Annotated in this window: 12 protein-coding genes; 11 read left to right on the forward strand and 1 reads right to left on the reverse strand. The window is 67.1% G+C overall.

What is annotated here, in order from left to right:
- Positions 1-107 precede the first annotated feature (107 nt).
- Together QQ25_RS27720 and QQ25_RS27725 are read left to right on the forward strand one after the other, a co-directional pair.
- Positions 108-1,028 carry a LysR family transcriptional regulator gene (locus QQ25_RS27720; protein WP_101906441.1) on the forward strand — a complete coding sequence of 307 codons (921 nt, stop codon included), beginning with the start codon at positions 108-110 and terminating at the stop codon, positions 1,026-1,028.
- A gap of 103 nt (positions 1,029-1,131) precedes the next feature.
- A complete protein-coding gene (locus tag QQ25_RS27725) occupies positions 1,132-1,902 on the forward strand; it encodes an alpha/beta fold hydrolase (protein WP_039382262.1) in 771 nt (256 codons plus the stop codon).
- Here QQ25_RS27725 and QQ25_RS27730 read toward each other — a convergent pair.
- Positions 1,899-2,465: a TetR/AcrR family transcriptional regulator gene (locus QQ25_RS27730; RefSeq protein WP_039382263.1), complete on the reverse strand. Its 567-nt coding sequence runs from the start codon at positions 2,463-2,465 to the stop codon at positions 1,899-1,901. The genes QQ25_RS27725 and QQ25_RS27730 overlap by 4 nt on opposite strands.
- Positions 2,466-2,550: 85 nt before the next feature.
- Between QQ25_RS27730 and QQ25_RS27735 the strand changes: the two genes are divergently transcribed.
- The 9 genes from QQ25_RS27735 to QQ25_RS27775 all read left to right on the forward strand — a co-directional run bounded on the left by QQ25_RS27735 (position 2,551) and on the right by QQ25_RS27775 (position 12,924).
- Positions 2,551-3,381 (forward strand): mycofactocin-coupled SDR family oxidoreductase, encoded by an 831-nt coding sequence (locus tag QQ25_RS27735; protein ID WP_039325580.1) that lies wholly within the window; start codon positions 2,551-2,553, stop codon positions 3,379-3,381.
- Positions 3,381-4,181: a mycofactocin-coupled SDR family oxidoreductase gene (locus tag QQ25_RS27740; protein WP_201774274.1), complete on the forward strand. Its 801-nt coding sequence runs from the start codon at positions 3,381-3,383 to the stop codon at positions 4,179-4,181. Before QQ25_RS27735 ends, QQ25_RS27740 begins: the two co-directional genes overlap by 1 nt.
- Positions 4,178-4,987, forward strand: coding sequence for a carboxymuconolactone decarboxylase family protein (locus QQ25_RS27745; protein ID WP_039382265.1), 810 nt, complete (start codon positions 4,178-4,180; stop codon positions 4,985-4,987). The genes QQ25_RS27740 and QQ25_RS27745 overlap by 4 nt, the downstream gene beginning before the upstream one ends.
- Positions 4,984-6,450, forward strand: coding sequence for an aldehyde dehydrogenase family protein (locus QQ25_RS27750; protein ID WP_039382267.1), 1,467 nt, complete (start codon positions 4,984-4,986; stop codon positions 6,448-6,450). The genes QQ25_RS27745 and QQ25_RS27750 overlap by 4 nt, the downstream gene beginning before the upstream one ends.
- 85 nt (positions 6,451-6,535) lie before the next feature.
- Entirely contained in the window at positions 6,536-7,315 is a 780-nt protein-coding gene (locus tag QQ25_RS27755) for a DeoR/GlpR family DNA-binding transcription regulator (protein WP_039382269.1), read from the forward strand.
- 86 nt (positions 7,316-7,401) lie between these two features.
- Positions 7,402-8,868 (forward strand): amino acid permease, encoded by a 1,467-nt coding sequence (locus tag QQ25_RS27760; protein WP_039382271.1) that lies wholly within the window; start codon positions 7,402-7,404, stop codon positions 8,866-8,868.
- Positions 8,865-10,289 carry an FGGY family carbohydrate kinase gene (locus QQ25_RS27765; protein WP_039382273.1) on the forward strand — a complete coding sequence of 475 codons (1,425 nt, stop codon included), beginning with the start codon at positions 8,865-8,867 and terminating at the stop codon, positions 10,287-10,289. The genes QQ25_RS27760 and QQ25_RS27765 overlap by 4 nt, the downstream gene beginning before the upstream one ends.
- Positions 10,286-11,689 (forward strand): NAD(P)/FAD-dependent oxidoreductase, encoded by a 1,404-nt coding sequence (locus tag QQ25_RS27770; RefSeq protein WP_039325591.1) that lies wholly within the window; start codon positions 10,286-10,288, stop codon positions 11,687-11,689. Before QQ25_RS27765 ends, QQ25_RS27770 begins: the two co-directional genes overlap by 4 nt.
- Positions 11,686-12,924 carry an NAD(P)/FAD-dependent oxidoreductase gene (locus QQ25_RS27775; protein ID WP_039325593.1) on the forward strand — a complete coding sequence of 413 codons (1,239 nt, stop codon included), beginning with the start codon at positions 11,686-11,688 and terminating at the stop codon, positions 12,922-12,924. Before QQ25_RS27770 ends, QQ25_RS27775 begins: the two co-directional genes overlap by 4 nt.
- Positions 12,925-12,929: the final 5 nt, after the last annotated feature.

The following is a 12,929-nucleotide window of genomic DNA, read 5'->3' on the forward strand; positions in this document are numbered from 1 at the left end:
CTTGTGACATGGCACTGTGATGCCCCTTACAGCTTTGGTGAGTATTCATGCACGCCGAACGGTCCGCAATGGGTAAATCCGCACTATCAGTCTGCGAAAATGCAGAAATGGACGGTGCGCAAAGGCCCACCCGCCCCAGCGCGGACGACCTGCTGGTTCTGCTGGCCGTCGGCCGCTCCGGCCGCTACACCGCGGCGGCCGATGAGCTGGGCATCAACCACACCACGATCTCGCGGCGCATCGCTGCTCTCGAGCAGGCCATCGGGGGCCGGGTACTGACGCGGGCGGGCGGCGGGTGGGAACTCACAGACCTCGGCCGCGAGGCGCTGGCCGCTGCCGAAACCGTCGAGACCGCGGTGTCCACCCTTGCCGCCACCGGCACCCGGCAACTCGAAGGCGTGGTGCGGATCTCGGCGACCGACGGTTTCAGCGCCTACATCGCCGCGCCCGCCGCAGCCCAGGTGCAGCGTCGGCATCCGCGCCTGACCGTCGAGATCGTGACCGCCACCCGCAGGGCCTCCCAACAGCGTTCGAGCCTGGACCTCGAGATCGTCGTGGGCGCACCCCAGGTGCGGCGTGCCGAGGCGATCCGCCTCGGCGACTACTGCCTGGGCCTCTACGGCGCGCAGTCCTATCTGGCCGAACACGGGGCCCCGGACAGCATCGCGGACCTGGCCCGATTTCCGCTGGTGTACTTCATCGACTCGATGTTGCAAGTCGACGACCTCGACATGGCCGCGAGTTTCGCACCGGCCATGCGTGAATCGGTGACCTCCACCAACGTGTTCGTCCACGTCGAGGCGACGCGAGCCGCCGCGGGTCTGGGGCTGCTGCCGTGTTTCATGGCCGACCGGCACGAGGATCTGGTGCGGGTTCTGCCCGCCGAACTCACGGTTCGGCTGGGCTACTGGCTGGTGGCCAGGGCCGAGACGCTGCGCCGGCCGGTGGTGGCGGCTGTCGTCGAGGCGATCCAGGACCGGATGGCCGACCAACAGGATGTCCTGCTCGGAAACCTCGCCGCATCATGATGCGCGCGTGCCTGATGCCATGTTGCGTAGGTAGGCGTTCGACTGATGCGCCGGCCGAGCCAAATCCTTGCGGTCGTGCCCCGATATTGCTGCAGTGAGTGGTATGCCATTCATCGAGCACGACCGCGGACGGGCCTATTACCGGCACTGGGCGGTACCCGGGCCCCGCGCGGCCGTCGTCTTCCTGCACGGCTTCGGTGAGCACACCGGGGTCTATCACCGGTACGGATTCGCGCTCAACGCCGCCGGCATCGACCTGTGGGCAGTCGACCAGTTCGGCCATGGCCTGACCCCGGGCACCCGAGGCGATTTCGGCTCGATCGAGGACAGCTCGGCGCTGGCCGAGGCACTCACCGCCGTCGCCGAGCACGAGACGCCCGGCATACCGCTGGTGGCACAAGGACATTCGTTCGGTTCGGTGGTGACCTTGTTCCGGCTACTCGGCGAGCCCGACCGGTACCGCGCCGGGGTCATCTCCGGCGCCCCACTGGTGCCGATCCCCGAAATGCTGGACAGGGACACATCATTGGATCTGGACCCCAGCTGGCTCTCGTCCGATCCGTTCTACCTGGACGCCCTGGAGAACGACCCGCTGGCGTTCGTCGACGCCGACGGCGCCGCGCTCACCCGCGAGCTGGACCGCGCGTGGGATCGATTCGGTGCCGAGCTGCCGACGCTCACGGTGCCCACCCTGGCCCTGCACGGCTCGGCCGATGTGATCGCCCCCGCCGGGGCGGTGAAGGCCTACGCCGACGAGGTAGACCCGTTGCAGTTCAAGGAGTTTCCCGGCGGCCGCCATGACATCCTCAACGAGTCGGTGCACCGGGACGTGGCCGCGGCCATCGTCGAGTTCATCGACGCGCAGATCGGCTAGCGCCGAGCGTCGTACCCTGCCGTGAGCCAGTACACGGTCCGGTCGAGGCTCGGCAGGATCTCGGTGATGGCGATCTCACCGGCGGTGAACCGGCCGACCAGGCCGAACACCAGGCTGGTCACGATGGTGTCGAGATCGTGCACGAATGTCTCGTCGACCCCGGTCAGGATGGACAGACCCGTGGGCACGACCGTGTCGAGGCCTCTGCGCACCAGGCGCTCACCGCCGGGTGCGGCCCTGGCCCGCGAGTACGCCCTGAGCATGTCGGGGTGCTTCTCCCACGGTTCGAAAATGGTGCGGAACATCCGCATCAGCGCCTCATAGAGGGACTCATCCGGCTCACGCACCTGCCCGGTCATGGCCAGCCCCGAATACCGGTTCTCCGCCATCCAGGAGTCCAGCGCGGCCAGGATCAACTCGTCGCGGGTGGAATAGCGCTTGTAGATCGTGGCCAGTGAGGTCTTGGCCCGGCGCGCCACCTCCCGCAATTGGACCGCGTCGTAGCCCTCGGTCTCGAGGAGTTCGACGACGATGTCGAGGATCCGATCACGTTCTTCTGCCACTTTGAGAACACCCTTGCCGCCGGAGAGTAACCAGGTTACCGTACCGCTGTAACACGGTTACAGCCATTCGGCGGAGTGAGGATCAATGGGAAATCTGGACGGAAAAGTCGCCTTCATCACCGGGGTGGCCCGGGGTCAGGGCCGAAGCCACGCGGTGGCGCTCGCCAAGGAAGGCGCGGCCATCATCGGTGTCGACATCTGCGCCGGCATCGCCTCCAACCCGTACCCGATGGCCAGCCGCGCCGAACTCGACGAGACGGTCGCACTCGTCGAAGCCGCGGGCGGCAAGATGATCGGCACAGTCGCCGATGTCCGCGACTTCCACGCACTCAAGGACGCACTCGACGCGGGTGTCGAGCAGTTCGGACGCCTCGACATCGTGCTCGCCAACGCCGGCGTGGCCCCCACCGCGTTTCGGGAAGTGACCATCGAAGAAGACCTCGAGATGTGGACCGATGCGGTCGGCGTCAACCTCGTCGGCTCTTTCCACACCGCCAAGGCGGCCATCCCCCATCTGATCGAGGGCGGACGCGGTGGATCCATCGTCTTCACCAGCTCCACCGCCGGGCTGCGCGGCTTCGGCGGGATGCAGGGCGGCGGCCTGGGCTATGCGGCGTCCAAGCACGGCATCGTCGGGCTGATGCGCACACTGTCCAATGCCCTTGCCCCACACAGCATCCGGGTCAACACCGTGCACCCCACCGCGGTCAACACCATGATGGCGGTCAACCCGGCGATGACGGCGTTCCTGGAGAACTACCCCGACGGTGGTCCGCATCTGCAGAACCCGATGCCGGTGTCACTACTGGAACCGGAGGACATCAGCGCGACCATCAGCTACCTGGTGTCCGACGCCGCCAAGTACGTCACCGGGGTCACCCTCCCCGTCGACGCCGGCTTCACGAACAAGCTCTGATGGGGCGGGTCGCCGGCAAGCGCGTGCTGATCACCGGCGCAGCACGCGGTATGGGCCGAAGCCACGCCGTACGTCTGGCCGAAGAGGGTGCCGACGTCATCCTGGTCGACCTGTGCCGATCGGTGGACGAGATCGACTATCCGCTGGCCTCGCGTGAAGATCTCGACGAAACCGCGCGACTGGTCGAAAAGCACGGCCGGCGCGCCCTCACCTACGTGGTCGACGTGCGCGACGCCGACGCGCTGGCGACCGCAGTCGCCGACGGCGTCAAGGAGTTGGGTGGCCTGGAGGCTGCGGTGGCCAACGCCGGCGTCATCACCGCGGGCACCTGGGACACCACCACCGCCCAGCAATGGCGCACCGTCGTCGACATCAACTTGATCGGGTCCTGGAACACCTGCGCCGCGGCACTGCCGCACCTGGTGGAGCGCGGCGGCAGCCTGGTCAACATCAGCTCGGCCGCGGGCATCAAGGGCACGCCGCTGCACACCCCGTACACCGCGTCCAAGCACGGCGTGGTGGGGATGAGCAAGGCGCTGGCCAATGAGCTTGCCGCCCAGCATGTCCGGGTCAACACGGTGCACCCGACCGGCGTCGAGACCGGGATGCGGCCGGCGACGCTGCACGCCTTGATCGCCGAGCAACGTCCGGATCTGGCGCCGCTGTTCGGCAACGCCATACCCATCGTGATGGCCGAGGCGATCGACATCAGCAATGCGGTGCTGTTCCTGGTCTCGGATGAGTCCCGTTATGTGACCGGCCTGGAGTTCAAGGTGGATGCGGGGGTGACGATCCGATGACCGCATCCGATACCCGCACCGAGCGCGGCCGCCGCGAGTTCGCCGAGGTGATGACGTTCGCGGCACCCGAGGATGATTCCCCGGCGACCACCAACCTCGTCGACTTCGTGTTCGCCGAGGTGTGGCCACGCAGCGCCCTGAGCCGTCGGGATCGACGCTTCGTCACCCTGGCATGTGTCGCGGATGCCGATGCGGAAGAGCCGTTGCGCGACCACGTCTATGCCGCACTCAACAGCGGCGACGTCTCCATCGTCGAAATGCGGGAAACTGTCCTGCATTTCGCCGTGTACGCCGGCTGGCCCAAGGCCTCACGGTTCAATGGCGTGGTCGACGAGGAGTGGGCCAGGATTCACCGCGAACGCGGTCTGACCCCGCCTGCACCCGAGCCGCTGCTGCCGCTGACCACGCCGAGTGATCCGGAGGACCGGTTGCTGTGCGGTGAGCAGTCCTTCCGGGACGTCAACTGCATGCCGTACACACCGATTCGCGACAATCCCTTCTCGGGTGCAGGCATCCTCAACTTCGTCTTCGGGGAGATGTGGCTGCGGCCCGGACTCGGAATGAAGGAGCGACGGCTGATCACGGTGGCGTGTGTGGCGTTTCAGGACGCTCCCATCCCGATCGTCAGCCACGTCTACGCCGCACTGAAGAGCCGCGATGTGTCATTCGAGGAAATGGACGAACTGGCATTGCATTTCGCGGCCTATTACGGCTGGCCCAAGGCCTCGCACCTGAACCAGGTGATCGGCGAACAGAAGGAGCGCGCCGAGGCGGAATGGGCTGCTGAAGCGGAGGCGACGTCATGAGCAGCGCCCTGACGACGCTGCCCGCCGACCCGGCCGGACTGGTGGTGGGTGGTGAACGCATCACCCAGTCATCGGTGCCGCAACACCAGCATATCTTTCCGGGAAATGGACAGCCGAACGCGAGCATTGTCCTGGCCGGCCCCGCCGAGATCGACCTCGCCGTAAGTACCGCGTGGGACGCACAGCGCGTGTGGACGGCACTGACCGCGGACCGCCGCCGCGACATGCTGATCGATCTGGCCGACGTGGTGCACGAGCATCTCGACGAACTCACCGCGCTCAACGTGCATGACTACGCGGTGCCGGTGTCCTACGCGGGCACCGCGCACCTGCTCGAACGGTTCCTGCGCCACTTCGCCGGCTACGCCGACAAACCCCACGGGTCGAGCTCGCCGGTCAGCGGGTCTCACGACGTCAACCTCATCGAGCGCGAGCCCTACGGCGTTGTCGGCGTGATCGCTCCGTGGAACGGCTCGTTGGTCGTCGCCGCCTCGTGCATCCCGCCCGCCCTGGCGGCCGGCAACGCCGTGGTGTTCAAACCGTCGGAGTTGGCTCCGCTCGCCGCGCTGCGCTTCGGCGAGCTGTGCCTGGAGGCCGGATTGCCACCCGGGCTGGTCAACGTCGTACCGGCCGCGGCGGAGGGCGGCGAACTGCTGGTTCGTCATCCCGGCATCCGCAAGATCCACTTCACCGGCGGCGGAGTCACCGCACGCGCGGTGCTGACAGCGGCCGCGCAGAACCTGACACCGGTGGTCACCGAACTCGGCGGCAAGTCCGCCAACCTGATCTTCGCCGACGCCGACCTGGATACCGCCGCCCAACTCTCGGCCCACCAGGGTCCGTTGATGCAATCAGGGCAGAGCTGTGCGTGTGCCAGCCGAATCCTGGTGCACGAGTCCGTCTATGACGCCTTCGCCGAGAAGTTCCTCGCGATTGTGGGCGCCGCCCGCATCGGGGACCCGTTCGATCCCACCGTGAACTTCGGTCCGGTGATCAGCGACACCGCCGCCCACCGCATCCTGAACACGATCGACCAGGCGGTCAGCGATCGGGCCGGTGAGCTGCTCATCGGCGGGCAGCGAATCGGCGGCGAGCTCGCGGAGGGTTATTACATCGAGCCCACCGTATTCGGCAACGTGGACAATTCCTCACCGCTCGCCCAGGTCGAAACATTCGGTCCGGTCGTCTCACTCATCAGGTTCGGTGAAGAGGCCGAAGCGGTCCAGCTCGCCAACGACACCCCCTACGGCCTGAATGCCTTTGTCCATACCCGAGATCTGGCTCGGGCACACGGGGTCAGCAGGCAGCTCGAAGCCGGCTCGGTATGGGTCAACCAGTTCAGCCAGATCTCGCCGCAAGGGCCCTACGGCGGTTACAAGCAGAGCGGATCCGGCCGTACCGGCGGCCTCGACGGGCTGCACGAGTTCCAGCAGGTGAAGAACATCCGGATCGGTATGAGCTGAATTCTGCGGCTCCGGTTGACGTGAGCCACGCAACACCCCACAATAACCGTCATGAACGGTCATAAATCCACAATGACGGTCAGCCGTGTTGCCGGTTGAGCGTCATGAGGCGATCGTCGAGGCAGTCGGAACCGCGCAGGCGATCAGCACGGACGAACTCGTCCGTCGCCTCGGGGTATCGGCCGAAACAGTCCGTCGCGACCTGGCCTTTCTCGAAGAACGCGGAGCATTGCGCCGGGTTCACGGCGGCGCCGCCGCGGTAGCCGACCACCGTCCCATCGAGCCCTCGTATTCCGAGCGCACGATGATCCGCCACCAGGCGAAAGCTCAATTGGCCCGGGTGGCCGCGGGCCTGCTCGAGAACGGGCAGACGGTGATCATCGACATCGGCACCACTGCCGTCGCCGTGGCCCAGGCCATCCCCCGCTCGTTCACCGGCACCATCATCACCCCGTCACTGCCGGTGGCGGTCGAGCTGGCCGACCGCCCGGGAATCGAGCTGCTGCTGGCCGGCGGACGGGTCCGGGCCGGCGACCTGGCCTGCTCGAACGCGCACACCAAAGCCTTCTTCAACGACATCTACGCCGATATCGCCCTGCTCGGGTCCGGCGGCGTGGACGCGGCCGCCGGGCTCACCGACTTCCATCTCGATGAGATCGACGTGCGCCGCACGATCATCGCCAACAGCGCGCGCAGCTACATCCTCGCCGACTCGTCCAAGCTCGGGCAGGTAGCGCCGTACCGGGTCTGCGATCTCAGCGCGGTCGACGGACTGATCACCGACCAGAGCACCGACTTGGCTGTGGAATCGGCCTTCGGAGAGACGGGAGGTGTGGTCATGCCGGCGCGGCCGGCGAGCGCCTGAAACGGGTGCGGGCGACGTTGCAGCGCCGCCCGCGGACCGAGCCATCCCTTCGCGAAACAGTCAATTTCCCTCAGAAAGCCCGATCGATGACAAATTCTTCCACATCGCCGTACGGCTACACCGAGACCTTGGAACGCAACACCGGCAAGTTCGCATCGTTTGCCGTGGCCTTCGCGTTCGTCTCGATCGCCACCGGCATCTTCACCGCCTACGGCAGCGTGCTCAACACCTCAGGGCCACTGGGCATCTGGACCTGGCCGATCGTCATTGTCGGTCAGATCGCTGTCGCTCTACTGCTCGGTTCGCTGGCCGCCCGCATCCCGGTGACCGGCTACGCCTATCAGTGGGTCTCGCGACTGGCCAATCCCATCCTCGGCTGGATCACCGGTTGGATCTCGTTCACCTTCCTGGCGATCGTCGTCGTCGCCGTCGACTACACCGTGGCCGCGACGGTGGTGCCCGCATTATTCGACTTCACCGGCACCCCGGGCACGTCATTCCTGATCACCGCGGGCGTGATGCTGCTGCAGGCACTGCTGGTCGGGTTGTCGACGAAATGGACCGAACGCGTCAACAACTTCGCCGTCACCGCCGAACTGATCGTGATGGTCGCCCTGGTGGTGCTGCTGTTCATCGTCGGTGTGATCGCGCACAAACTGTCCGTCGGCAATCTGTTCTCCCACGGCGACATTCCCGCCGAGGGCTATTGGAGTTTCGGCACCGCCACCTCCGCCGGACCGTGGATGCTGGGATTCCTGCTCGGCGCGTTCACCATCGTGGGCTTCGAGTCCGCCGCCAACCTTGCTGAGGAAACCAAGCGACCGGAAATCGTTGTGCCGCGGGCAATGTGGCAGGCCGTGCTGGCGTCCGGCGTGCTGGGTTTCCTGTTTCTCTTGGTGGTGACCGCCGGTGTCAACGATCCCACCGCGCTGGCCCAGTCGGGTACACCGATCGCCGACGTCATCCGCGACATCCTCGGATCGTTCGTGGGGACCGCCCTGCTGGTCTTCGTCGCCGTCGGGATCTTCGCCTGCGGTCTGGTCATCACGATGAGCGGAGTGCGGTTGGTCTGGGCGATGTCCCGCGACCAGCGCTTCCCGGGTTGGCAGGTGCTGCACAAGGTGTCCCCGCGATTCAAGACGCCGCTGAACGCCACCATCGCCATGTTCACCACATCCGCTGTGATCCTGGGCGTGTTCTCCACCAGCACCGACGCCCTGTTCAAATTGTTCTCGGCGGCGACTCTGCTCCCGGCGATCATCTACGCGATCACGGTCACCCTCTACATCGCCACCCGCCGCAAACTGCCGCCCAGCGCAGGATTCAGCCTCGGCCGGTGGGAGACACCGGTGATCGTCGTGGCCGTAGCCTGGCTGGTCTTCGCACTGGCGCTGTTCCGGGACGCGTCCTTCCGTGATCCCTGGCTGTACATCGCGGTGATGGTCGCAATTGGCGCGGTGTACCTCGGCTACCTGCTGGTCACGCGCGGCAAGGACGGTTTGAAGATGCCAGGGATGGCCTCGATCGACGCCGAACTGGATGCCGTGAAATGACCGTACTGGCCATCGATCAAGGCACGTCGGGGACCAAGGCGGTCGTTGTCGACCCCGAAGATGGTGTCGTGGGCGTTGCCGAGGTCGCTGTCCACCCGCGTTACCTCGACGGCGGCGGCGTCGAGCAGGATCCGGCTGAACTGCTGGAGTCCGTGCTCGGCGCCGGACGCGCCGCGCTCGAGGAGGCAGGACGCCCGGTCGACGTCGTGTCTCTGGCGAATCAGGGCGAAACCGTCCTGGCCTGGGATCCCAGCACCGGAAGACCCCTGACCCAAGCGATCGTGTGGCAGGACCGCCGGGCCGAGGGCCTGTGTGCCGACCTCGCCCGACACGCCGACATGCTCGCCGGCAGAACCGGACTGGTGCTCGACCCGTACTTCTCGGCGCCGAAAATGGCCTGGCTGCGCCGCAATGTCGAGAGCCACGGCGTCGTGACCACGTCGGACACCTGGCTGCTGAACCAGCTCACCGGTGAGTTCGTCACCGACGCCACCACCGCCAGCCGCTCGGCGGCCGTGGAACTGGGCGCCCGGGACTGGAGCCACGAGTTGCTCGCCTTGTTCGGCCTGGACGGCGAAAGGCTTCCGCGGATCGCCGCCAACGACGAGATCATCGGCACTACATCGGCTTTCGGACCAGATGTCCCAGTCGGGGGCATCGTGGTGGACCAGCAGGCTGCGCTGCTGGCCGAGGCGTGCCTCGAACCAGGCATGGCCAAGTGCACATTCGGGACCGGCGCGTTCCTGCTGTCGAACACCGGGACCACTCCCGTGCGTTCCACCACGGGTCTGACCTCGTCGGTGGCCTGGCGGGTCGGTGGTATCGACTCGTTCTGCATCGACGGCCAGGTGTACACCGCTGCATCGGCCGTCAAATGGCTGACCTCCCTCGGGGTTATCAGCGGAGCCGCGGAGATGGATGCGATCGCCGAATCCGACAACGCCGGGGTGCTGTGCGTGCCCGCGCTGGCCGGCCTCGCCGCGCCATGGTGGAAATCGCAAGCCACCGCGACGATCTCGGGGATGACCCTGTCGACCGGGCGCGGACACCTCGTGCTGGCGGTACTGCAGGGCATCGCCGCCCAGGTTGCCGAACTGGTCTCGGCGATCGACGCCGATGCCCCGCCACTGACCCGGCTGCGTGCCGACGGCGGGCTCACCCAATCCACCGTCCTGATGCAGGCCTGCGCAGACATCCTGCAGGTGCCCGTCGACGTGTACCCGTCGGCGCATGCCACCGCGTTGGGCGCCGCCGCATTGGCGCGGCTCAGCCTGGCGCCCGAAAAGTCGGTGGCCGACGTCGTCGCCGACTGGACCCCGTCGGCAAGCTACGAACCCCGCTGGAACCCGGAGCGCGCCGCCGAATTCCGCTCGGCCTGGCGCGAACTCGCCGAGACCACGTACAACCAGGAGATTTCATGAACACCCCGAGTGGGCCCGACGTGTTCGACGTCGTGGTCATCGGAGCCGGGATCGTCGGCTCGGCCATCGCGCGCGAGCTGTCCGGATACCAACTGTCGGTTGCCCTGCTCGAAGCCCGCGACGATGTCGGCGACGGCACCAGCAAGGCCAACACGGCGATCCTGCACACCGGGTTCGACGCCAAACCCGGAACGCTGGAATCCACCATGGTCAGCCGCGGCTACGAGTTGCTGTCCGACTACGCGCAGCGCACCGGGATCCCGGTCGAGCACACCGGTGCCATCCTGGTGGCCTGGGACGACGAACAGCTCGATGCCCTACCGGGATTGAAGGAGAAGGCCGAGGCCAACGGGTATCACCGGTGCGAGATCGTGGATTCCGCAGCCGTCTATGCCGCGGTCCCCGATCTGGGGCCGGGCGCCCTCGGCGGGCTCACGGTGCCCGACGAATCGATCATCTGCACCTGGACGGTCAACCTCGCCCTGGCCACCGACGCCGTCAACCGGGGCACCACCCTGCTGACCGATCACCGGGTGGAGCGCGTCGAGACCGGCACCGAGGTCACGACGCTGCACACCTCCGCAGGCCCGGTGCGCACCCGGTGGGTGGTCAACGCAGCCGGTCTGGGTGCCGATGTCATCGACACCCTGTTCGGCTTCTCGCGATTCACCGTGACCCCGCGCCGCGGCGAGCTCATCGTCTACGACAAGCTGGCCCGGCCACTGGTCGACAAGATCGTGCTGCCGGTACCGACGTCACGCGGCAAGGGTGTTCTGGTCAGCCCCACCATCTACGGCAACGTCATGCTCGGCCCCACCTCGGAGGATCTCACCGACCGCACCGCGACCGGTACCTCGGAGACCGGTTTCGAGTTCCTACTGGAAAAGGGTCGCGCGCTGATGCCGCGGCTGCTCGACGAAGAGGTCACCGCGACGTATGCCGGCTTGCGGGCAGCGATCGACCACGGCGACTACCTGATCGAAGCCGATCCGGCGCAGCACTATCTGCTGGTCGGTGGGATCCGGTCCACCGGTCTGACCGCCGGCATGGCGATTGCGGAATACGCCCGCGGCCAACTGGTCTCGGCAGGTCTTGAGCTGACGCCGGCCGGCGAACTGCCCGATCCGCCGCAGATGCCCAACCTCGGCGAGGCGTTCCCCCGTCCCTATCAGCAGGCCGACAAGATCGCCGCCGACCCTGCCTACGGCCGGATCGTGTGCTTCTGCGAACGAGTCACCGAAGGTGAGCTGCGCGACGCCTGTCATTCCGTCATCCCACCCGCGGCTTTGGAGGGCCTGCGACGGCGCACCCGCGTGATGAACGGCCGCTGCCAGGCATTCTTCTGTGGCGCCGAGGTGCAGTCGGTGTTCGAGCGGGAATCCGAGGAGAATCACAAGTGAGCACCTACGACGTCGCGATCATCGGCGCCGGGCCCGCGGGCCTTACCGCCGCCGCCGAGCTGGCCCACAGTTCAGACCTGAATGTGGTTGTGCTGGAACGTGAATCCGAGGCGGGCGGCATTCCGCGGCACAGTGACCACCCCGGCTACGGCATCCGCGACATGAAGACTTTCATCGGCGGGCCGGCATACGCACGTCGCCTGGTCCGCGAGGCCACGGCCGCCGGGGCCGAGATCCGTACCTCCACCATGGTCACCGGCTGGACCGGCGAGAAGGTCCTTGAGCTCACCTCGCCGGCCGGCCGCGAACGCCTCGACGCACGTGCGGTCATCTTGGCCACCGGCGCCCGCGAGCGGGCCCGCCCAGCCCGGATGATCCCCGGCGACCGGCCCGGTGGCGTCTACACGACAGGGCAGCTGCAGAACACCGTGCACCTGCAGCACCGCAGCGTCGGCACGCGTGCCGTCATCGTCGGAGCCGAACTGGTCAGCTACTCGGCGGTGCTCACCCTGAAGCACGCGGGATGCGAAACCGTCCTGATGACAAGCGAATACCCGTCACCCGAGTCCTACGCGGTGTTCAACATCGCCGGCCGCACCCCGCTGATGGGTGTCGAGATTGCCACCACCACCCGGGTGACCCGCATCATCGGCAAGGGCACCGTTCAGGGTGTGGAGGTCGAGAACACGCGGACTGGGCAGCGCCGAATCGTGGCCTGCGACACCGTGGTCTTCACGGGTGACTGGATTCCCGACCACGAGCTGGCCCGCCTGGCCGGTCTCGACATGGACCCGCACAGCCTCGGGCCCGTCGTCGACACCGCACTGAGGACCAGCCGGGAGGGGGTGTTCGCGATCGGAAATCTGCTGCACCCCGTGGATACCGCCGACATCGCCGCGCTCGACGGCCGGCACGTGGCTGCACAGGTGCGCCGGTATCTGGGCGGTGCCACCGCCCCGGACCAGGCGATACGCATCGAGGCCGCGGCCCCGCTGCGCTGGGTAGCCCCAGGTCTGCTGCGGCCCGGCGATCCCGCGCCCGCGCGGCACCGGCTGCTGCTGTGGACCGACAGCCTGGTGCGCATCCCGAAAGTGGTTGCGCGCCAGGATGGGAAGGTCATCGGCCGCAAGGTCCTACCGTGGCCGGCCTCACCCGGCCGGGTGTTCCGGGTACCGTCCAGCATCCTCGACGCGGTCGATCACCGCGGCGGTCCGGTCAGCCTTTCGCTGGGGTGAACCCG

This window comes from Mycolicibacterium setense, from assembly GCF_000805385.1.
In the GTDB taxonomy this organism is placed as follows: domain Bacteria; phylum Actinomycetota; class Actinomycetes; order Mycobacteriales; family Mycobacteriaceae; genus Mycobacterium; species Mycobacterium setense.